Genomic DNA, 20,363 nt, shown 5'->3' on the forward strand with positions numbered 1-20,363 from the left:
TTCACCGTGTTTCGGTGGTCATAGCGTGAGGGAAACGCCCGGTTACATTCCGAACCCGGAAGCTAAGCCTCACAGCGCCGATGGTACTGCAGGGGGGACCCTGTGGGAGAGTAGGACACCGCCGAACTCCTTTTATAGCTCCGGCTCTTGGGCATACCGCCCAAGAGCCGGAGCTTTTTTGCGTTGAGGTAAGGTCAGGGGGCATCGTTGGCTCGTTTTCTACAGGAGGCCCCCGGGTGGAGGTTCAGGAGACCCGCGTCCAGACAGACCGGGTCCTCACCATCCCGAACATCCTCAGCATGGCGCGTCTTGTTGGCGTGCCCGTTTTTCTGTGGCTGATCCTTCGGCCTGAGTTCGGCGGTCCGAAGAGTGACGGCTGGGCACTCCTGGTGCTGATGCTGAGCGGGATCAGTGACTATCTGGACGGCAAGCTCGCGAGACGCTGGAACCAGATCAGCGGTCTTGGCCGGCTACTTGATCCCGCAGCCGACCGGCTCTACATTCTCTCGACTTTGGTCGGCCTCACATGGCGCGAGATTCTGCCAATCTGGTTGACCGCTGCGCTGCTGGCGCGAGAGCTGGTTCTGCTGGTGATGGTGGGTATCCTCAGACGTCATGGGTATCCGCCGCCGCAGGTGAACTTCCTGGGGAAGGCCGCTACGTTCAACCTGATGTACGCCTTCCCGCTACTTCTACTCAGTGACGGAAGTGGATGGATCTCGTCACTCGCTGCTGTTTTCGGATGGGCGTTCGCCGGATGGGGTACAACCCTGTATTGGTGGGCAGGAGTCCTCTACGTGGTACAAGTCCGCCGGCTGGTCCGTGCGGACGCCATGGCCGATTGAGCTCGCCGATTGGGCGACTGTAGTGGCTCGATGGCCCGCTTCGAAAAAGTGCGGGACAATCTGGACGGGTGAAGTCGGCTAGACCGTCTCTTCAAGGAGGACGCTTCCGACATGAAGGCCGTCGTGATGGCCGGAGGCGAAGGCACGCGCCTTCGCCCAATGACCTCAAGCATGCCCAAGCCGCTCCTACCAGTGGCCAATCGGCCGATCATGGAGCACGTGCTACGGCTGCTCAAAAGGCATGGGCTCAACGAGACAGTCGTCACTGTTCAGTTCCTGGCCTCGCTCGTCAAGAACTACTTCGGTGACGGTGAAGAGCTCGGGATGGAACTCACCTATGCCAATGAGGAGAAGCCACTCGGTACCGCCGGAAGCGTCAAGAACGCCGAAGAGGCGTTGAAGGACGACACCTTCCTCGTCATCTCCGGTGATGCGCTGACCGACTTCGACCTCACCGAGCTCATCAATTTCCACAAGGAAAAGGGTGCGCTCGTCACTGTCTGCTTGACGAGGGTGCCGAATCCACTGGAATTCGGTATCACCATCGTCGACGAGGAGGGCAAGGTCGAGCGCTTCCTCGAGAAGCCGACCTGGGGACAGGTCTTCTCCGACACCGTGAACACCGGCATCTACGTCATGGAACCCGAGGTCTTCGACTACGTCGAGGCCGATGTTTCCGTCGACTGGTCCGGTGACGTCTTCCCGCAGCTGATGAAGGAAGGCCGGCTGGTCTACGGCTACATCGCCGAGGGGTACTGGGAAGACGTCGGTACACACGAGAGCTACGTGAAGGCGCAGGCCGACGTCCTAGAGGGCAAGGTCGATGTCGAGCTCGACGGTTTTGAGATCTCGCCCGGAGTATGGGTCGCGGAGGGCGCGGAGGTGCATCCCGATGCCGTGCTCCGCGGTCCCCTCTACATCGGGGACTACGCCAAGGTCGAGGCCGGCGTGGAAATCCGGGAGCACACCGTTGTCGGCTCGAACGTGGTCGTCAAGAGCGGGGCCTTTCTGCACAGGGCCGTGCTGCACGACAACGTGTACATCGGTCAGCACAGCAATCTGCGTGGCTGCGTGATCGGGAAGAACACCGACATCATGCGCGCGGCGCGGATCGAGGACGGAGCGATCATCGGCGACGAGTGCCTCGTCGGTGAGGAATCGATCATTCAGGGGAACGTGCGCGTTTACCCGTTCAAGACGATCGAGGCCGGCGCCGTCGTGAACACCTCGGTGATCTGGGAATCGAGGGGGCAGGCGCATCTCTTCGGTGCCCGCGGAGTGTCCGGAATCCTGAACGTCGAGATCACTCCCGAGCTGGTGGTGCGGTTGGCAGGTGCCTACGCGACGACCTTGAAGAAGGGGTCCACTGTCACCACCGCCCGCGACCACTCCCGCGGAGCCCGCGCGCTGAAGCGGGCGGTGATCTCCGCGTTGCAGACCAGCGCCATCGACGTACGAGACCTGGAAAACGTACCGCTGCCGGTGGCTCGGCAGCAGACCGCTCGGGGGAGTGCCGGGGGGATCATGATCCGGACGACACCCGGTGTGCCTGACTCCGTCGACATCATGTTCTTCGACGGGCAGGGGGCCGACCTCTCGCAGGCGAGCCAGCGGAAGCTGGACCGGGTGTTCGCGCGGCAGGAGTACCGACGCGCGTTCCCTGGGGAGATCGGGGATCTGCATTTCCCGGCCAGTGTGTTCGACTCGTACACAGGGTCATTGCTGCGGAATGTCGATACGACCGGGATCGCGGAGTCCGGGCTCAAGGTTGTCGTGGATGCGTCCAACGGCAGTGCGGGACTGGTGCTGCCCAGTCTGCTCGGGAAACTCGGGGTCGATTCGCTGACCATCAATCCCGGTCTCGACGAGTCCAGGCCGACGGAGACCGCGGACACCCGGCGGTCCGGGATGGTGCGGCTCGGAGAGATCGTGGCGTCGGCGGGTGCCGCCTTCGGAGTGCGTTTCGATCCGGTGGGTGAGCGGCTTTCGCTCGTCGACGAGAAGGGGCGGATCATCGAGGACGATCGGGCGTTGCTCGTCATGCTCGATCTGGTGGCCGCGGAACGGCGCAGTGGGAGAGTGGCGCTGCCGGTGACCACCACCCGAATTGCCGAGCAGGTCGCCGCCTATCACGGCACACAGGTGGAGTGGACCACTACATCGCCCGACGATCTGACCCGGGTCGGGCGCGATGAGTCGACCATCTTCGGCGGGGATGGGCGCGGTGGTTTCATCATCCCTGAGTTCAGCAGCGTGTTCGACGGTTCGGCGGCCTTCGTACGGCTTATCGGGCTGGTCGCGCGGACTCAGCTCACGCTCAGCCAGATCGATGCCAGGATTCCGCGGGCGCACGTCCTGAAGCGGGATCTGGCGACTCCCTGGGCCGTCAAGGGACTTGTCATGCGGCGGGTTGTGGAGGAGGCCGGAGAGCGGTTCGTCGACACGACCGACGGGGTGCGCGTGGTCGAGACCGACGGGCGGTGGGTGATGGTTCTGCCGGACCCGGCGGAGGCCGTCACGCATCTGTGGGCCGAAGGGCCGGACGACGCTTCCGCTCAGGCCCTGCTCGACGAGTGGTCCGCCGTTGTGGACGGTGCCGGTCGCTGAATCGACGTCTCCACGCATGCGTGCCGGACGGGAGTTCCCCAAGGGGGCCTGTCCGGCACGCCGGTGGGCCCGTTCGGAGGCAGTGGTCGCGACGTGGGACGATGTGCGGCATGCCGCAGCAGCCCCCCGTTCGGAGCATCCCCACGAGCCGAACCCGCCCGGACGCGTCCATGTCGCTGCTCACCAACGTCATGGACCACAGCCTCGACGAGGGGTATGCCGAGGCTGCCGCGCGTCGGAAGGCCGCGGGCGACGGCGGGCTGCCGAAGCCGCTGAGAGCGAAGCTGGGTCTTGCCGCCGGTCTGGTGCTCGCCGCTCTCGTGGTAACCGTGGGGGCGGCCCAGGCGCGGATAGCGGCGCCGGTGATCGCCAAGGAGCGCGAAGAGCTGATCGACCGCATCGACCGCGAGACCGAATCGGCCGACAAGCTGGAGAAGACGGTCGACCAGTTGCGCGACGACGTGAGCGCGCGTCAGCGTGCGGCCCTGAAGTCGGAGGGCGGCGGTGACCAGGCCGACCTGATGGGCATCCTGTCGGGAGCGACCGAGGTGCACGGGCCGGGCGTCAAACTCGTCGTGGACGATGCGAAGGAAGCCGACAGCGGTGCCGGCGGGGACGCGCGGGAGACCTCCGGGTTCTCCGACACCGGGCGGGTGCGCGACCGGGACATGCAGCGGGTCGTGAACGGGCTGTGGCAGTCGGGTGCCGAGGCCATCGCCATCAACGGGCAGCGGCTGACGGCGCTGTCGGCGATCCGGGCCGCGGGAGACGCGATACTGGTCGACAACAAGCCGCTGGTGCCGCCGTACACGGTACTCGCGGTGGGGGACGGCAAGCGGCTGAGCAGCAGGTTCCAGGACAGCGCCGACGGACTGTATCTGCACGCGCTGCAGGAGAACTTCGACATCCGGACCAGCATCTCCGTGGAGAGCGACCTCCGGCTGCCCGCCGCACCGAGCGTGATCGTACGTACAGCGCAGCCGAGAACAGAGAAGGGCACATCGTGATCGCGGTACTGGGCCTCGTCGTGGGCGTCGTGGCTGGATTGTTGGTCCGGCCCGAGGTGCCGGCGGTCGTCGAGCCTTACCTTCCCATCGCTGTCGTCGCGGCCCTGGACGCCGTGTTCGGCGGTCTGCGCGCCATGCTGGACGGCATCTTCGACGACAAGGTCTTCGTGGTGTCGTTCCTGTCGAACGTCGTCGTGGCCGCGCTGATCGTCTTCCTGGGCGACAAGCTGGGTGTGGGCGCCCAGTTGTCCACCGGCGTCGTCGTGGTCCTCGGTATCCGTATCTTCTCGAATGCCGCGGCGATCCGTCGGCACGTGTTCCGGGCCTGACGCCGATGAGTGACAACGACAAGAACGACGCGAGCGACAAGCACCCCGAGGCGGGCGAGAAGCGATTGCGCGAAGAACTGCCCGAGGAGGTCCCTGCCACGCCCGCGGAGGCCTCGGACGCGCAGGCCCTGGACGTGGGGGCCGCGGTGGCCGGCGAGGGGACCGAGCCGTCCCTGACCGGCCGTCAGCGGCTGGGGAAGGGGCTGTGGCCGCCTCGGGTGACCCGGGCCCAACTCATCGTCGCGCTGCTGCTGTTCGGGCTGGGATTCGGGCTGGCCGTGCAGGTCGCGTCCACCAGTGACAACGACGGTGCGCTGCGCGGTGCGCGTCAGGAGGATCTCGTACGCATCCTGGATGAACTGGATGACCGTACGCAGCGTCTTGAGGACGAGAAGCGGGGTCTCGAAGATCAGCGGACCGAGTTGGAGAACAGCTCGGACCAGGCTGAGGAGGCCCGGAAGCAGACGGTCGAGAAGGAGCGGCAACTCGGGATCCTGGCGGGCACGGTGGCCGCTCAGGGGCCCGGGATCACGCTGACCATCGAGGACACGAAGGGAACGGTCGAAGCTGACATGCTGCTCGACGCGATCCAGGAGTTGCGTGCGGCCGGTGCCGAGGCGATCCAGGTCAACGGTGTACGGGTTGTCGCGGGGACCTTTCTGGCGGACGAGGACGGTGGGGGAGTGAGCGTCGACGGGAACAAGATCGACGCTCCCTATCGTTTCAAGGTCATCGGTAAGCCGCAGGACCTCGAACCGGCGCTCAACATCCCCGGAGGGGTGGTGCAGACTCTGGAGAAGGAGCAGGCCACCGTTACCGTGGAGCGGGCGGACAAGATCGTCGTGGACGCCTTGCGAGCGGCGAAGCAGCCTGACTACGCTCGGTCGTCCTCCCAGTGAACCGGGGGTGCATGGGGGCTGTCCGGGGAGGGCATGAGGTTGCGGGGGGTCGGCGCACCGAATGGGTGGTGCGTGGTGGAAACTGTCAGGTGGCGGCGGACGTTGTGAAGATGTCCGGGTCTACCGGTAGGTGCAGTCAGGGTTCGTCCTGCCCCACGGGCGGGTCTGTTTCGGTCAAGGGGAATCGCCCGTGAAGTTGTTTGCGAAGTTGTTCGGCAAGAGCGCGCGAGAGGGCAACAGCGACAACGCGACCGCCCGCCATCGCGCACAGCCCGACGCGGACGGCCAGCGTCCGCTGTTCCGGGATCAGGTCGGCGGTCCGGGCGGTGACGTTCAGGGAGGTCAGAGCGCGCCGTCTGTTGACCCTGCCCAGTCCGGGCGCATAGGTTTCGGGGAACCGTCAACCTCAAGTTCGGGTGGAGAGTTTCCCTCCGATCCGTATGCGTCCAATGCCCCGGCGGGGCAGCCGCGGCAGGAGGATCCGTCGATGTCGGCCCTGGTGTGTACGAGGTGCGGTAACCGCAACGCGGAGAACAGCCGCTTCTGCTCCAACTGCGGTGCGCCGCTGCGGGCCGGGGTCACCCCCGAGCGTCCGTCGGAGACGACGTCCACGATCTCCATCTCCGGCATCGAGGCGTACGACGCCGAGGTGACCGGTCAGACGCAGATGCCGATGCTCTCGCCCGAGGCGCAGGCCGCGGTGGACGCGCTGCCGCTCGGGTCGGCGCTTCTGGTGGTGCGCCGTGGCCCGAACTCGGGCAGCCGCTTCCTGCTGGACAGTGAGCTGACCACGGCCGGGCGTCACCCGCAGAGCGACATCTTCCTGGACGACGTGACCGTGTCGCGTCGGCACGTTGAGTTCCGCCGTGCCCAGGACGGCATGTTCACGGTCGCCGACGTGGGCAGCCTCAACGGCACGTACGTCAACCGCGAGCGGATCGACCAGGTCGCCCTGTCGAACGGTGACGAAGTGCAGATCGGCAAGTACCGGCTGGTGTTCTACGCGAGCCAGCGGGGCTACTGACCCTCCTCCGGACTGAGTCCGGGGGGATTCCCAGGGAAGGTCCATGCTTCAAACACCGAGCGGCGGTGCCGGGCACGGCATCGCCGCCGCGGACAGTGGGCTTATGAGCATCGGCACAGTCCTGAACGCGCTGCGTGACGAGTTCCCCGAAGTCACCATCTCCAAGATCCGTTTCCTGGAGTCGGAGGGGCTCATCGAGCCGCAGCGGACCCCGTCGGGGTACCGCAAGTTCAGTCCGGAGGACGTCGAGCGCCTCGGCCATGTCCTGAGAATGCAGCGGGACCACTATCTGCCGCTCAAGGTGATCAGGGAGTACCTGGACGCCATGGAGCGTGGGGAGGTCGTCCCGCTCCCCACCGTCGGCCGCCAGCGGGACGGCGAGCCGGTTCTGGAGCCCGAGGGGCCCACCGCCGTGCGGATCGGCCGCGCCGAGCTGCTCGCCGCCGCCGAGATCGGCGACGAGGAACTCGAGGAGTGGCAGTCGTACGGGCTGGTCGCGCCGCTGCCCGACGGGGCGTACGACGCGGAGACGGTCACCGTCGCCGCGCTTGTCGCCGAGTTGGGGCGGTTCGGGATCGAGCCGCGGCATCTGCGGGTGATGAAGGCCGCCGCCGACCGCGAGGCCGGCCTGGTCGACCAGGTGGTGGCTCCTCTCAAGCGTCATCGCAATCCGCAGACCAGGGCCCTTGCGGAGGCCCGCAGCAAGGAACTGTCGGGGCTCACGGTGAAGCTGCACGCGGCCTTGGTGCGACTCGCGCTGGGAGTGCGGCAGCCCTGAGTGCGGAGGGTCGCCGGAGGGTGGATCGGTCACCCGTTCCGTGCCCGACTACCCAAACGTCCCGGGCACGGCCTAGGGTTGCTGTGTGAACGAGCTCGATGTCGTAGGTGTCCGGGTCGAGATGCCCTCCAACCAGCCGATCGTGCTCCTGCGTGAAGTGGGAGGCGACCGTTACCTTCCCATCTGGATCGGACCGACTGAGGCGACGGCCATCGCCTTCGCCCAGCAGGGCATGGCCCCCGCACGACCGCTGACCCACGACCTGTTCAAGGACGTGCTGGAGGCCGTCGGCCAGGAGCTCACCGAAGTGCGCATCACGGATCTGCGCGAGGGTGTCTTCTACGCGGAGCTGGTGTTCGCCAGCGGGGTCGAGGTGAGCGCCCGCCCGTCCGACGCCATAGCGCTGGCGCTGCGTACCGGTACGCCGATCTACGGCAGTGACGGAGTACTCGACGACGCCGGGATCGCGATCCCGGACGAGCAGGAGGACGAGGTGGAGAAGTTCCGCGAGTTCCTCGACCAGATCTCTCCCGAGGACTTCGGGACCAACAGCCAGTGAGCTGCGACGGTTGACGAGGCTCGGGCCGCCCCACGGACCCACTGGTCGGTGGGGCGCATCTTTTCGCCCACGACGTCACGGATGATGGCAATTGCCAGCGGCGTGTGAGAGCGTCCTGCGGCCCACGCGGAGCACATTCGGCTAGCCTTTCCCCGCGGTGGGGCACGGGAAACCACTCCTAGGGTGATTATCACTCGGCGTGCCGAGTGTGGCGATCGTTGACGCGCCCCTGGTGACTGCCTACCGTCGATAAGGCAGTTCAAGGACGGAGGTCGGCGTGAGAAGCAGCGGCGACGGTACGGCTGGGGGTGCCCCCGGACGCGGTCTGGGGGAGTGCGGCCCGTACCAGCTTCACGGCAGCGCGGCCGATCACGTTCCGCGGCGGCCGACGGCTGTAACAGGCAGCGGAGGGGCGACTTCCATGGCGTCCGAGGAGATCGGCTACCGCGGCCCGACGGCGTGCGCGGCGGCGGGCATCACGTACCGGCAGTTGGACTACTGGGCGCGCACCGGCCTGGTCGAGCCGAGTGTGCGGCCCGCGCACGGATCGGGGACGCAGCGGCTCTACAGCTTCCGGGACGTTGTGGTCCTGAAGATCGTCAAGCGCTTTCTGGACACCGGCGTCTCGTTGCAGAACATCCGCACGGCGGTTCAACATCTCCGGGCGTGTGAGTTCCGAGATCTGGAGCGCATGACGCTGATGAGCGACGGTGCGACCGTCTACGAGTGCACTTCCCCTGATGAGGTGCACGCGCTCCTCCAGGGCGGGCAGGGTATTTTCGGAATCGCCGTCGGTGTGGTGTGGCGCGATGTGGAAAGCGCTCTCTCGCAGTTGCACGGGGAGCGCGTCGACACCGGCGAGACGCTCGTCGGGCACAACCCCACGGACGAACTGGCGCGGCGGCGCAACCGGGCGGTCTGAGCGGCGCCCCTGGGTTCCGGGGCATTGTCAGTGGCGTAGGGCAGCATCGGTGATGTGAGAAACGCGCCCACGATCCTGCATCTCGACATGGACGCCTTCTTCGCCTCGGCGGAGCAGGCGTCCAAGCCGAGTCTGCGTGGGAAAGCCGTTGTCGTGGGCGGGCTCGGGCCGCGCGGAGTGGTGGCCACCGCGTCGTACGAGGCCCGCGTTTTCGGCGTGCACTCCGCGATGCCGATGGCGCAGGCGCGCAGACTCGCGCCGAACGCCGCCTATCTCGTGCCCCGGGGCGGGTTCTACAAGTTGATCAGCGAGCAGGTCATGGGGCTCCTGCACGCCCTGTCGCCCCTGGTTGAGCCGTTGAGCCTGGACGAGGCGTTCGTCGACCTGGAGGCCGGGGAGGCGGCCTGGGACGAGGCGTCGGCGCGGCTGGCCGGGAGCAGGCTGCGCGCGGACATACGGGCGGTCACGGGGCTCACGGGATCGGTGGGGCTCGCCGCCTCCAAGATGCTCGCGAAGATCGCCTCGGAGCAGGCCAAGCCGGACGGGCTGGTCGTGATCGAACCGGGAACCGAGCGGGCACTGCTCGGGCCCATGTCGGTGCGGACCCTGCCGGGGGTCGGCCCCGCGACCGGGGACCATCTGCGGCGCACCGGGATCAGTACGGTCGACGAGCTGGCCGAGGCGGGCGAGGACGAGCTCGTACGGCTGCTGGGGAAGGCGCACGGGCACGCGCTGTACGCGATGGCGATGGCGCACGACGAGCGGCCCGTGGTGGCCGCGCGGGAGACCAAGTCCGTGTCGGTCGAGGACACGTACGACGTGGACATCCACGACCGGGTCCGGGTGGGGACGGAGGTGCAGCGGCTGGCCGACCGGTGTGTGCGTCGGCTGCGCGGTGCCGGGCTGTCCGGGCGGACCATCGTCCTCAAGGTGCGCCGGTACGATTTCTCCACGCTCACCCGGTCCGAGACGCTCCGGGGGCCCACGGACGACCCCGGAGTGGTGCGGGAGGCGGCGGCCCGGCTCCTGGAGGCGGTGGACACCACCGGGGGCGTCCGGCTGCTCGGGGTCGGCGTGAGCGGCCTGGCCGACTACACGCAGGAGGATCTGTTCGCCCAGGCCGCCGGAGAGTTGGCGGCACTTGAACCGGTCGAGGAGGCGGAGGGTGAGGCCGTCGAGGAGCAGGAGGCACCCGCCGAGCGGCGCTGGACCTCGGGGCACGACGTGCGGCATGCCGACTTCGGACACGGGTGGGTGCAGGGGAGTGGGCTGGGGCGGGTGACCGTCCGGTTCGAGACGCCGGAGTCGGAGCAGCCGGGGCGGGTGCGTACGTTCCGGACCGACGATCCCGCACTGGAGCCGGCGGACCCGCTGCCGTTGGTGACCCTCGCGCCGCGAAGACCCGACGGTCCGGATGAGGATTCGGTGGATCAGGCGTCCTCCGTACCCGCCAGCCTGCCGAAGTCGTGGTCCGGGAACGGGGGAGGGGGAGCCACGTCGAGGCCGTAGTGGTGGTAGAGCTGCAGTTCCTGCTCCGGGGAGAGGTGGCGGCCCACTCCGAAGTCGGGGGCGTCCTTGATCAGGGCCCGCTCGAAGGGGATGCGCAGTGTGCCGTCGACAAGTTCGCTGGGCTCCAGGGGCACGAAGGCGTCCCTGCTGAACAGCCCTGTCCTTATGGCCGCCCACTCCGGCACTCCCGTCGCGTCGTCGAGGTAGATCTCGTCGATCGTGCCGATCTTGGTGCCGTTTCGGTCGAAGGCCTTGCGGCCGATCAGGTTGCGCGGATCGATGTCGGTCTGCACGGGCCCTCCCAATGGTCGCAACTCATCCGTAAGCACTACAAAAGAGCACTTCGGGGAAGGCGGCCACTCGAAGGTGTGTGTGGGGCCCGCTGATAGGCTGGCCAGTGGCTGCTGACCCTGTGCGGGAGAGTCCTCCGGAACCTCGGAGGACGCCGAAGGAGCAAATCCTCCCCGGAATCTCTCAGGCCCCTGTACCGCACGGACGAGGTCACTCTGGAAAGTAGAGCGGATGCCGACGGCTTCCGCTCTCACCGACGGTGAAAGCCGGGACGTCAGCGCGTTGGCGGACCGGTGAAGCTCTCAGGTTGAGATGACAGAGGGGGAGGCCGTTCGGGCACCCGTGCCGTGGTGCCCCTCGAAGGTCGCGACGACCAGGAGGCCTCCGTAATGACCGCCCACCGCACTCCGCTCGCCGTACTCGAACAGGGAACGCCCTTCGAACGGCGTCACATCGGGCCCGACAAAGAGGACCGGGCCAAGATGCTCGCCCAGGTCGGGTACGGCTCGCTCGACGAGCTGACGGCCGCCGCGGTCCCGGATGTGATCAGGAACGCCGACGCTCTCGATCTGCCGGCCGCCCGCACCGAGGCCGAGGTGCTGGCCGAGCTGCGGTCGCTGGCCGACCGGAACCAGGTACTGGGGTCCATGATCGGACTCGGATACTACGGAACCTTCACCCCGCCGGTCATCCTGCGGAACGTGATGGAGAACCCGGCCTGGTACACCGCGTACACGCCGTACCAGCCGGAGATCTCGCAGGGGCGCCTCGAAGCGCTGCTGAACTTCCAGACCATGGTCGCCGACCTCACCGGGCTGCCCACCTCCGGTGCCTCGCTGCTCGACGAGGGCACCGCGGCCGCCGAGGCGATGGCGCTGTCGCGGCGCATGGGCAAGAACAGGAAGGGGCTCTTCCTCGTCGACGCGGACGCCCTGCCGCAGACCATCGCAGTGATCGAGACACGGGCCGAGCCCGTCGGCGTCGAGGTCGTCGTCGCCGACCTGAGCGCGGGCATCCCGGACGACATCGCCGGGCGCGAGATCAACGGTGTGCTCCTTCAGTACCCGGGCGCCTCCGGTGCCGTACGGGACCTGAAGCCCGTCGTCGAACAGGCGCACGGGCTCGGCGCCTTGGTCACCGTCGCCGCCGATCTGCTCGCCCTGACGCTGCTCACCTCACCCGGTGAGTTCGGCGCGGACATCGCGGTCGGTACGACCCAGCGGTTCGGCGTGCCGATGGGCTTCGGCGGGCCGCACGCCGGATACATGGCCGTGCGCGAGCAGTTCGCGCGCAGCCTGCCCGGGCGGCTCGTGGGTGTCTCCGTGGACGCGGACGGGCACAAGGCGTACCGGCTCGCCCTGCAGACGCGGGAGCAGCACATCCGCCGCGAGAAGGCGACCAGCAACATCTGCACGGCCCAGGTCCTGCTGGCGGTGATGGCAGGCATGTACGCCGTCCACCACGGCCCCAAGGGGTTGCGGACCATCGCCCGGCGCACCCACCGGTACGCCACGATCCTCGCCGCGGGACTGACCGCGGGCGGTGTCGAGGTCGTCCACGGGGCTTACTTCGACACGCTCACCGCGCGGGTGCCGGGGAAGGCCGGGGAGGTCGCCGCTGCCGCGCGCGAGCACGGGGTCAATGTGCACCTCGTCGACGCCGACCGGCTGTCCGTCTCCTGCGACGAGACCACCAACCGGGCTCAACTGGGCGCCGTATGGACCGCGTTCGGGGTCGACGGCGACATCGAGGCGCTCGACGTGTCCGCCGAGGACACGCTGCCGGAGGCGCTGCTGCGCACCGATGAGATCCTCACGCACCCCGTCTTCCACCAGTACCACTCCGAGACCGCGCTGCTGCGCTACCTGCGCCGGCTCGCCGACCGTGACTACGCGCTCGACCGCGGCATGATCCCGCTGGGCTCCTGCACCATGAAGCTCAACGCGACCACCGAGATGGAGCCGGTCACCTGGCCCGAGTTCGGCCAGCTGCACCCCTTCGCACCCGCCGAGCAGGCGCAGGGCTATCTGACGCTCATCCGTGAGCTGGAGGAGCAGCTCGCAGAGGTCACCGGGTACGACAAGGTGTCGCTCCAGCCGAACGCCGGTTCGCAGGGCGAGCTGGCCGGGCTGCTCGCCGTACGCGGATACCACCGGGCCAATGGCGACGAGCAGCGGACGGTCTGTCTGATTCCGTCGTCCGCGCACGGGACCAACGCGGCCAGTGCCGTCATGGCCGGCATGAAGGTCGTCGTCGTGAAGACCGCCGGGGACGGTGAGATCGACGTCGAGGATCTGCGGGCCAAGATCGAGCAGTACCGGGACGAGCTGTCGGTGCTGATGATCACGTACCCGTCCACGCACGGGGTGTTCGAGGAGCATGTCGCCGACATCTGCGCCCAGGTGCACGAGGCCGGTGGGCAGGTTTACGTCGACGGGGCCAACCTCAACGCGCTGGTGGGGCTGGCCAAACCGGGGCACTTCGGCGGGGACGTCTCGCATCTGAATCTGCACAAGACGTTCTGCATCCCGCACGGGGGCGGCGGTCCCGGCGTGGGCCCGGTGGGGGTGCGGGCGCACCTCGCCCCCTATCTGCCCAACCACCCCCTGCAGCCCGCGGCCGGGCCCGAGACCGGTGTGGGGCCGATCTCGGCGGCGCCCTGGGGTTCTGCGGGCATCCTGCCGATCTCGTGGGCGTACGTCCGGCTGATGGGCGGCGAGGGTCTGAAGCGGGCCACGCAGGTGGCCGTGCTGAGCGCCAACTACATCGCCAAGCGGCTGGAGCCGCACTACCCGGTGCTCTACACCGGTCCCGGCGGCCTGGTCGCGCACGAGTGCATCATCGATCTGCGGCCGATCAGCAAGGCGACGGGCGTGAGCGTCGACGACATCGCGAAGCGGCTGATCGACTACGGCTTCCACGCGCCGACGATGTCGTTCCCGGTCGCAGGGACGCTGATGATCGAGCCGACGGAGTCCGAGGACCTGGGGGAGCTGGACCGCTTCTGCGCGGCGATGATCGCCATTCGCGGCGAGATCGAGAAGGTCGGCGCGGGCGACTGGCCGGCCGACGACAACCCGCTGCGGAACGCGCCGCACACCGCCGCCGCGCTCGGCGGGGAGTGGACGCACGCCTACACGCGCGAGGAGGCGGTCTTCCCGGCCGGGGTCTCGGCGGCCGACAAGTACTGGCCGCCGGTGCGCCGGATCGACCAGGCCTTCGGCGACCGGAACCTGGTCTGTTCCTGCCCGCCGCTGGACGCCTACGAGGAGTAGTCACCCTCGGACATGCGTCGGGGCCGGTTCGCAGCAGGTGTCTGCGGGCCGGCCCCTCTTCGTCTGTTCGGTTGTTCGGGCAGTCGGTTCGGGCAGTCGCTCCTGACGTCGGGAGGCTGCCCTTCGTCCGTGTGCGCGGCCGTCACGCGGCCGTCATCACCGCCGGGCGGTGCGGGGCGATGATCTGGCCGTCGGGCAGGAGCTCACCGGTGTCCTCGAAGAGGAGCACGCCGTTGCACAGCAGGCTCCATCCCTGTTCCGGGTGGTGCGCCATGAGACGGGCGGACTCCCGGTCGGTGGAGTGAGCTGTCGGGCACGATGGCTGGTGCTGGCACATTGATGGGATCTTTCGCTCTGTCGTGGAGTGTGAGATGGCTGTGGTGTCTGTCCCGCGGCTCGAAGCACTGTTCATGGCCGCCCCCCGTTGTGATAAATCGTTTGGAGCCCAGTGTTGCCCCACGGGCGTCAATCCGCAGGTATTTAGCCGCACGACTTCTCACAGGTTCAAGACGCATCACCCGGGCGGACGGTTCAGCCCAACTGGGCTGTCCCTTCGGGTGGTTTCTGATGGCCGGATAGGGCTAGTCCGGGCAGGGTGCAGGCCCTTTATGGCTCGTACGAGCGTAATCGCGCGCGAAAGAGCAATGTGCCCCGCCGCCGGAAATTCGGCGGCGGGGCACATGGGAATACGGAGAGTGTCGTGTCGTGTGCTGTCAGGCGGGGGAAGTCAGCAGCGGGGCCGGAGTCACCCGATGGGTCAGGACGGGGAGCAGCTCCGCGACCCGGTGCGGACGGTGGGCCGCGATACCTGGCGGGGCCGGCGCCAGTGGGACGAGCAGGTCGGTCGCGGCGGGGTGTCCCTCGGCTCCGTCGGCGGTGATGTCGCCGTGCAGCCAGAGCGTGAGCATGTACAGCCCTGGGACGGAGAGCAGGCGCGCCTGGTAGGGCTGTTTCATCGTCTCTGCCTGGCGCAGAGCGCGCTCGGTGGAGGCGATGTAGGGCCCTTCGAAGAAGTGCGAGAAGGCCCAGCCGTCGGGGGTCAGCGTGGTCTCGGCCGCGGCCACCGCGCGGTCGCCGGCGCGGATCAGGAAGCGCCACCCGGTCAGCCGGGTGGCGGACGTGCCCTCGGGGGTGATCCGGTCCAGGACGTGCACGGGCAGCGGGAGTTCGGGGGTGGTGGGCCCCTGGGCGTTGCGAAGAGCTGGGGTGCGAGCCTCACGGACGGCGGTGGGGGAACCGAGTGCCGTGAGGACGGTGCGCAGTGCGGGCGCGGGAGCCGGGGGAACATGCAGGGGCATGGTGGAACGCCTCTCATTCGACAGGCACGGTGGCGCGAGGGCGGGGGCGGACGGCGCTGTCAGCTCTCGAAGTCTCGGGGCCGAAGAGGCGGGGGCCGGGTGCACTGACGGGGTGCGGCCTGCCGACGTCACCTGGATGGCAGGACCCAGGACCTGGGCGCCGACTCTCTGCCCTTGTTCGCGGAGTTTATACGACACGTGTTCTGACTATGTTTCGTCTAACTGTTTTCCGCGTGAAGAGCAAGGGCTTGTTGAGTCGGTGTTGAGCGGTGTTTCTACCGACTCTCGACGGTCGTACGGCGATGACCTCGGTAGATGTGCCGGAGGCGGTCGGCCAATTGTCGTCGGCGTTTTTCACGAGTTCGCAAGTGCGCGAAACTGTCGGGTCGCACCGGCCCGAACCGTCTGCTGTGCCATGCCGGACGAATGTGCCGGGGGTCACGTCGGCCAGCGTAGCGGGTGACGGGAACGCGCGGGACGTTATCGATCGCGTTTGGTGGGCATTATCCCACGTGACCCGGGACATCAGCGGCCGGATCTTCGGCCCGCCCATTCGAGGAGGGACGCTCCGATGGGGGAGAAGGTCGTGGCGGGGCCGTTCGACCTGTCCGATCGCCAGCGCTACCGCACCAAGCTCCGGCAGTGTCTGACGGGGCTGGAGCGGCTGCTGGCGGAGAAGCGGTTCGACCGCCCGAAGAATCTCCTGGGCCTGGAGATCGAGCTGAATCTTGTCGGGCCCGACGGGATGCCGAAAATGATGAATGGGCAAGTACTCGAAAGGATCGCGAGCCGAGATTTCCAAACAGAACTCGCCATGTTCAATCTGGAAGTCAACATTGCCCCCCACCGTCTCGCAGGTCGGGTATTCGACCGGCTCGCCGAAGAGCTCCGTACGTCACTGGCATATGCCCACCGGAAAGCGAGCGAGGTGGACGCGGGGATCATGATGATCGGCATTCTGCCGACGCTCGAGCGTGACGACCTGGTCTCCTCCAACCTTTCCGACGTCGACCGTTACGTCATGCTCAACGATCAGATCGTGGCAGCCCGCGGCGAGGACTTCACCCTCGACATCGAGGGCGTGGAGCGCCTGTCGTGCACGTCCAAGTCCATCGTTCCGGAGGCCGCCTGCACCTCCGTGCAACTGCATCTCCAGGTCACTCCGGCGCGGTTCGCCGATGTGTGGAACGCGGCTCAGGCGATCGCCGCCGCGCAGGTGGCGATCGGGGCCAACTCGCCGTTCCTGTTCGGCCGCGAGCTGTGGCGCGAGTCGAGGCCCCCGCTGTTCACCCAGTCCACGGACACGCGTCCGCCGGAGCTGCAGGCGCAGGGCGTACGGCCGCGCACCTGGTTCGGGGAGCGGTGGATCTCGTCGGCGTACGACCTCTTCGAGGAGAACCTGCGCTACTACCCGGCGCTGCTGCCGATCTGCGACGACGAGGATCCGCTGAGCGTCCTCGACGCCGGAGGAGTGCCGAAGCTCGGCGAGCTCGTGCTGCACAACGGCACCGTGTACCGCTGGAACCGCCCGGTCTACGGCATCGCGGACGGCGTTCCGCATCTGCGCGTCGAGAACCGGGTGCTGCCCGCCGGGCCCACCGTCACGGACGTCATCGCCAACGCGGCCTTCTACTACGGGGTCGTCCGGGCGCTCGCCGAGGAGCCCCGGCCGGTGTGGACCCGGCTGCCCTTCGAGGCCGCCGCAGCCAACTTCGACGCCGCCTGCCGGCACGGCATCGACGCGCGGCTCCGCTGGCCCCGGGGCGGCCGGTTCGGCGGCACGGCGGAGGTCGACGCCGTGCAACTCGTACGGGACGAACTACTGCCCCTCGCCGCGGCCGGCCTCGACGCGTGGGGGGTCGAACCCGCCGACCGGGACCTGTACCTCGGGGTGATCGACGAACGGTGCCGGCGACGGGCCAACGGAGCGTCCTGGCAGGCGGCCACCTTCCACCGGGCTCTGGAGAAGGGGCTGTCCCGGGAGGCCGCGCTTGCCGCGACCACCCGTCGCTACAGCGAGCTGATGCACCTCGGGGAGCCGGTGCACACCTGGCCCGTGGGGCTGCCGGAGCCGGTGCCCCTGGGGTGAGCACCCAGAGACAAAGAGTGCCGTCGCTGTGGCTCCCGTGCGGTGGCCGGCGCGTGCGCGGGGGTCACCCGCGCCCTCCTCAGGTCGATCGGGCAAGCTGTGATGTCCCATGACGGTGGTGTCCCTCCCTGGTCAACAGCACACGTGCCGCGAAACAGCCGTATGAGCTGATTCGGGTGCCGGGCCGTATGGCAGGGAAACGGGGAGGCGCGCCGGAAGCGGCGGGACTACACAACTGGAGGCAGGAGTGCAGGTGGAGGCGGGCGCGGTGGCCGGTTCTGTTCCTGAGGAGCGGCCGTCGCGACGGACTCTCCGGGACGAGACGCTGTTGGTTCTGGGGCTTTCCCTCGGGGCGAGCGGCGTATCCGCCCTGATCAGCTTTGTCGGGTCGGTCACGAAACCGGGCGGCCTCAAGGACCAGGCGGCCACCCTGAACGCGTCGGCGGCACCGGGGCGTCCATGGCTGGACCTCGCCTGGCAGCTCTTCGGCATCACGACGTCACTGGTACCGGTCGCCCTGGTCGCGCACTTCCTGCTGCGCGAGGGGAAGGGGCTGCGCACGCTGGGCTTCGACCGTACCCGGCCCTGGCCCGACCTCAGCCGCGGAGCCGCCGTCGCGGCGGTGATCGGCAGCAGCGGAATCGCCTTCTACCTGGCGGCCCGTGGCCTCGGCCTCAACCTCACGGTGGTGCCGGAGGCGCTGCCCGAGGTGTGGTGGAAGTTCCCGGTGCTGATCCTCTCGGCGGTGCAGAACGCCGTACTGGAAGAAGTGATCGTCGTCGCCTATCTGCTGCGCCGGCTGAACCAGTTGGGGTGGACCCCGGGGACGGCGCTGGTGGCCAGTTCCGTGCTGCGCGGGTCTTACCACCTCTACCAGGGCATCGGCGGGTTCATCGGCAACATGGTGATGGGGGTGGTGTTCGTGTACCTCTACCGGCGGTGGGGCCGGGTGGGGCCCTTGGTCGTGGCGCACTCGCTGCTCGACATCGGGGCGTTCGTCGGGTACGCGCTGCTGGCGGGGAAGCTGCCGTGGCTGCCCACCGCGTGAGCGGCACGGAGGGGTGAGCTGCTCACGAGCTGAGGGGCGTACGACGGTTTCGTGCGCCCCTTTCGTCCGGTCTGGATGCCTCAGACGAGCAACGTGCCGTCGATGGTGGTGACCGCTCGGCCGGTCAGCAGGGTGCGGTCGCCGCGGAGTTCCGTGCGGACCAGGCCGGTGCGGGCGGACGCCTGGAGGCCTGTGAGGCCGGGGCGGCCGATGCGCTCGGACCAGTAGGGGGCGAGGGCCGTGTGGGCGCTGCCGGTGACCGGGTCCTCGTCGATGCCGATCCGGGGGAAGAAGCAGCGCGAGACGAAGTCGTAGCCCTCGGCGGGGTTGTCCGCGCGGGCGGTGGCGATGACGCCGCGTTCCGAGTGGGCGCTGAGGGCCTTGAGGTCGGGGGTGAGACCAAGGACCGTCTTCTCGTCGGCGACCTCGACCAGCAGGTCGTTGATGTTCGGGCCGGTGTCGAAGGCCGCGAGCGGCTCGGCGCCCAGGGCCTCGGCGATTCCGGCGGGCAGCTCGACGCGGGTCAGGGGAGCGGTCGGGAAGTCCAGGGTGATCGAGCCGTCCTCGTGGGGCGTGGCGCTGAGGACACCGCTGAGGGTGGCGAACCGTACGGGGCCCGAGTGGGAGCCGGTGGTGTGCAGGACATGGGCCGTGGCGAGTGTGGCGTGGCCGCACATCGCGACCTCGGCGGCCGGGGTGAACCAGCGCAGCGCCCAGTCGGCCTCGCCGCCCTCGGGCAGACGGTGGGCGAACGCCGTCTCGGCGTGGTTGACCTCCAGGGCGATCCGCTGGAGCCGGGTGTCGTCCGGGAAGGCGTCGAGGAGCATGACGCCGGCCGGGTTGCCGGCGAAGGGGCGGTCGGTGAAGGCGTCGACGATTCGAATGCGCATGGGGACGACGCTAGACGGGTGGCGGGGTGGGGGACCAAAGCCAATTCCCAGGTGCTGGACCTGCTTCGGCGGCTGACCGGGTGGGGCGGGTCGGGCAGGTGGGGGTGCTGGGCGGCGCGGAGCGTCAGGCTGCCGGTCGTACCAGGCCGGACTCGTATGCGAAGACCACCGCCTGCACGCGCGCGCGTGCGCCGATCTTGGTGAGGATGCGGCTGACGTGGGACTTGACCGTGGTCGGTGAGATGGACAGACGGGTGGCGATCTCGGAGTTGGACCAGCCGGCTGCGACGGCGGTGAGGACGTCCCGTTCGCGCCTGGTGAGTGCGCCGAGCTCGGTTTCCCGTTCCAGCGAGCCGATGGTGCGTTCGTGCCGGACGGTGTCGATGAGCGCGCGGGTGAGGCTGGGAGTGGTGACGGCGTCTCCGGCGGCAACGATGCGGACGGCCGCGGTCAGTTCTTCGGGGGTGGCGTCCTGGGGAAGGAACCCGCCGGCTCCGGCGCGCAGGGCCGCGTAGGCGTGCCGCTCGTGGCCGGTGGGGGTCAGGACCAGCACGCGCGGGCGGTGTCCTGCGGCTCTCGCCGGTTCGGAGACCGGCAACAGAGTGGGGGGCCGGCTGATACGGCGGATGATGTCGACACCGTCCGTGTCGACCACCAAGCTGTCCATCAGGACGACGTCGGGTCCGAGCGCGGCGCTCATGCGAACCGCCTCCACGCCGCTCGTCGCCTCACCGACGACGGTCAGGTCGGGCTGGGCCGCCAGCAGCATGCGCAGTCCGAGACGCTGCAGGGACTGGCGGTGTACGACGAGTACGGAGGCCATGGGGGGCACTCTCCTTGTACGAAACCGTTTCGTTCACTTTGCTTGCGTCAGCCTAGCTCTCGGCGCTATCGAAACGTCATCGTTTCTACTGTGGCCTGGGTCACTTCCGTGCAGGGGTTGTCGGGCGAGCTATTCCGATATATCGTTAACGCATCGCGACAGATCAAAGA

The 20,363-nt window shown here is 68.2% G+C and carries 18 protein-coding genes, 1 rRNA gene and 1 riboswitch; of the genes, 14 read left to right on the plus strand and 5 right to left on the minus strand.

The window, feature by feature from the left end:
* The first annotated feature begins 10 nt into the window (after positions 1-10).
* The 11 genes from rrf to G3I71_RS31245 all read left to right on the plus strand — a co-directional run bounded on the left by rrf (position 11) and on the right by G3I71_RS31245 (position 10,479).
* Positions 11-127 (plus strand): 5S ribosomal RNA (rrf, locus tag G3I71_RS31195).
* A gap of 109 nt (positions 128-236) precedes the next feature.
* Positions 237-845, plus strand: a complete 609-nt coding sequence (locus G3I71_RS31200; RefSeq protein WP_164319831.1) for a CDP-alcohol phosphatidyltransferase family protein — start codon at positions 237-239, stop codon at positions 843-845.
* A 111-nt stretch (positions 846-956) separates the two neighbouring features.
* A complete protein-coding gene (locus G3I71_RS31205; protein WP_164319832.1) occupies positions 957-3,452 on the plus strand; it encodes a mannose-1-phosphate guanyltransferase in 2,496 nt (831 codons plus the stop codon).
* A gap of 110 nt (positions 3,453-3,562) precedes the next feature.
* Entirely contained in the window at positions 3,563-4,459 is an 897-nt protein-coding gene (locus tag G3I71_RS31210) for a DUF881 domain-containing protein (protein ID WP_239149447.1), read from the plus strand.
* Positions 4,456-4,788, plus strand: coding sequence for a small basic family protein (locus G3I71_RS31215; RefSeq protein WP_003988855.1), 333 nt, complete (start codon positions 4,456-4,458; stop codon positions 4,786-4,788). The genes G3I71_RS31210 and G3I71_RS31215 overlap by 4 nt, the downstream gene beginning before the upstream one ends.
* 5 nt (positions 4,789-4,793) lie before the next feature.
* Entirely contained in the window at positions 4,794-5,687 is an 894-nt protein-coding gene (locus tag G3I71_RS31220; protein ID WP_164319834.1) for a DUF881 domain-containing protein, read from the plus strand.
* 487 nt (positions 5,688-6,174) lie between these two features.
* Complete coding sequence (locus G3I71_RS52380; RefSeq protein ID WP_275409307.1) at positions 6,175-6,711, plus strand: FHA domain-containing protein; 537 nt, start codon at positions 6,175-6,177, stop codon at positions 6,709-6,711.
* A 43-nt stretch (positions 6,712-6,754) separates the two neighbouring features.
* Positions 6,755-7,489 carry a MerR family transcriptional regulator gene (locus tag G3I71_RS31230; RefSeq protein ID WP_164319837.1) on the plus strand — a complete coding sequence of 245 codons (735 nt, stop codon included), beginning with the start codon at positions 6,755-6,757 and terminating at the stop codon, positions 7,487-7,489.
* 85 nt (positions 7,490-7,574) lie between these two features.
* Positions 7,575-8,048: a bifunctional nuclease family protein gene (locus G3I71_RS31235; protein ID WP_164319839.1), complete on the plus strand. Its 474-nt coding sequence runs from the start codon at positions 7,575-7,577 to the stop codon at positions 8,046-8,048.
* A 277-nt stretch (positions 8,049-8,325) separates the two neighbouring features.
* On the plus strand, positions 8,326-8,970 hold the full coding sequence (locus tag G3I71_RS31240; RefSeq protein ID WP_164319841.1) for a MerR family transcriptional regulator: 645 nt from the start codon (positions 8,326-8,328) through the stop codon (positions 8,968-8,970).
* A 54-nt stretch (positions 8,971-9,024) separates the two neighbouring features.
* Complete coding sequence (locus G3I71_RS31245) at positions 9,025-10,479, plus strand: DNA polymerase IV (RefSeq protein WP_164319843.1); 1,455 nt, start codon at positions 9,025-9,027, stop codon at positions 10,477-10,479.
* Here G3I71_RS31245 and G3I71_RS31250 read toward each other — a convergent pair.
* A complete protein-coding gene (locus G3I71_RS31250) occupies positions 10,401-10,772 on the minus strand; it encodes a PRC-barrel domain-containing protein (protein WP_164319845.1) in 372 nt (123 codons plus the stop codon). The two genes, G3I71_RS31245 and G3I71_RS31250, sit on opposite strands and share 79 nt — an antisense overlap.
* Positions 10,773-10,884: 112 nt before the next feature.
* A riboswitch (glycine riboswitch) is annotated at positions 10,885-10,979 on the plus strand.
* A 180-nt stretch (positions 10,980-11,159) separates the two neighbouring features.
* Between G3I71_RS31250 and gcvP the strand changes: the two genes are divergently transcribed.
* Positions 11,160-14,045 carry an aminomethyl-transferring glycine dehydrogenase gene (gene gcvP / locus G3I71_RS31255; RefSeq protein WP_164319847.1) on the plus strand — a complete coding sequence of 962 codons (2,886 nt, stop codon included), beginning with the start codon at positions 11,160-11,162 and terminating at the stop codon, positions 14,043-14,045.
* Between the two features lie 142 nt (positions 14,046-14,187).
* Here the strand turns inward: gcvP and G3I71_RS31260 are convergent, their stop codons facing one another.
* Both G3I71_RS31260 and G3I71_RS31265 read right to left on the minus strand, forming a co-directional pair.
* Positions 14,188-14,382: a DUF5999 family protein gene (locus tag G3I71_RS31260; RefSeq protein WP_164319849.1), complete on the minus strand. Its 195-nt coding sequence runs from the start codon at positions 14,380-14,382 to the stop codon at positions 14,188-14,190.
* A gap of 376 nt (positions 14,383-14,758) precedes the next feature.
* Positions 14,759-15,343, minus strand: a complete 585-nt coding sequence (locus tag G3I71_RS31265) for a hypothetical protein (protein ID WP_164319851.1) — start codon at positions 15,341-15,343, stop codon at positions 14,759-14,761.
* A 571-nt stretch (positions 15,344-15,914) separates the two neighbouring features.
* Between G3I71_RS31265 and G3I71_RS31270 the strand changes: the two genes are divergently transcribed.
* Together G3I71_RS31270 and G3I71_RS31275 are read left to right on the plus strand one after the other, a co-directional pair.
* The gene (locus G3I71_RS31270; RefSeq protein WP_164319853.1) at positions 15,915-17,432 is read left to right on the plus strand and encodes a glutamate--cysteine ligase; all 1,518 of its coding nucleotides are present in this window, start codon (positions 15,915-15,917) and stop codon (positions 17,430-17,432) included.
* 247 nt (positions 17,433-17,679) lie between these two features.
* On the plus strand, positions 17,680-18,480 hold the full coding sequence (locus tag G3I71_RS31275) for a type II CAAX endopeptidase family protein (RefSeq protein ID WP_164319855.1): 801 nt from the start codon (positions 17,680-17,682) through the stop codon (positions 18,478-18,480).
* 80 nt (positions 18,481-18,560) lie between these two features.
* Here G3I71_RS31275 and G3I71_RS31280 read toward each other — a convergent pair whose 3' ends face one another.
* Together G3I71_RS31280 and G3I71_RS31285 are read right to left on the minus strand one after the other, a co-directional pair.
* On the minus strand, positions 18,561-19,370 hold the full coding sequence (locus G3I71_RS31280) for a PhzF family phenazine biosynthesis protein (RefSeq protein ID WP_164319857.1): 810 nt from the start codon (positions 19,368-19,370) through the stop codon (positions 18,561-18,563).
* 124 nt (positions 19,371-19,494) lie between these two features.
* A complete protein-coding gene (locus G3I71_RS31285; protein WP_164319859.1) occupies positions 19,495-20,193 on the minus strand; it encodes a response regulator transcription factor in 699 nt (232 codons plus the stop codon).
* Positions 20,194-20,363 lie beyond the last annotated feature (170 nt).

It is taken from the genome of Streptomyces sp. SID12501, from assembly GCF_010550245.1.
Taxonomy (GTDB): domain Bacteria; phylum Actinomycetota; class Actinomycetes; order Streptomycetales; family Streptomycetaceae; genus Streptomyces.